Source organism: Citrobacter sp. TBCS-14 (genome assembly GCF_005280805.1).
In the GTDB taxonomy this organism is placed as follows: Bacteria; Pseudomonadota; Gammaproteobacteria; order Enterobacterales; family Enterobacteriaceae; genus Citrobacter; species Citrobacter gillenii.
This window is the reverse complement of sequence record NZ_SZWM01000503.1, coordinates 1-364: the sequence shown is the minus strand read 5'-3', so window position 1 is coordinate 364 and position 364 is coordinate 1. Positions and strand designations below refer to the sequence as shown.

General features: G+C 57.7%; 1 protein-coding gene and 1 pseudogene. Both read right to left on the bottom strand.

What is annotated here, in order from left to right; genetic code table 11:
- Window positions 1-147 (bottom strand): cobalamin biosynthesis protein (locus FDX22_RS19570; RefSeq protein ID WP_186805353.1); only part of this gene is annotated, 147 nt, incomplete at its 3' end.
- Window positions 144-364: pseudogene (locus FDX22_RS19565) on the bottom strand (cobyrinic acid a,c-diamide synthase); the annotation flags it as partial. The gene FDX22_RS19570 and the pseudogene FDX22_RS19565, both read right to left, overlap by 4 nt.

The following is a 364-nucleotide window of genomic DNA, read 5'->3' as shown; positions in this document are numbered from 1 at the left end:
CGTGCTATCACTATGGCAATAACGCCGAATGACGCGCTGGATTGCGGAGATAAGGTTGCCGATCCAGCGCACCGGATGCGGCCAGTTCTGCGGATCACCAATGATAAAATCCAGCAGCCAGGCAACGCACCACGCAAGGATCGTCATAACGCGCTCCTCGCGGCTGTCAGCCAGTGGCTAAGCATCTGCGGACGTTGAGCAAAATGAACGTGCAGATAACTGGCGAAGGTGTTTCCGACCTGCCAGCCGCCGGACCAGGCTTGCAGCGTTTTGCCATCACGCACCTTGCGGCAATTCATCACCGCCGGGGTTTCAGGGGTAAAGTCGGAATAGTGGAATTCATGCCCGCGCAGGACTTCACCGG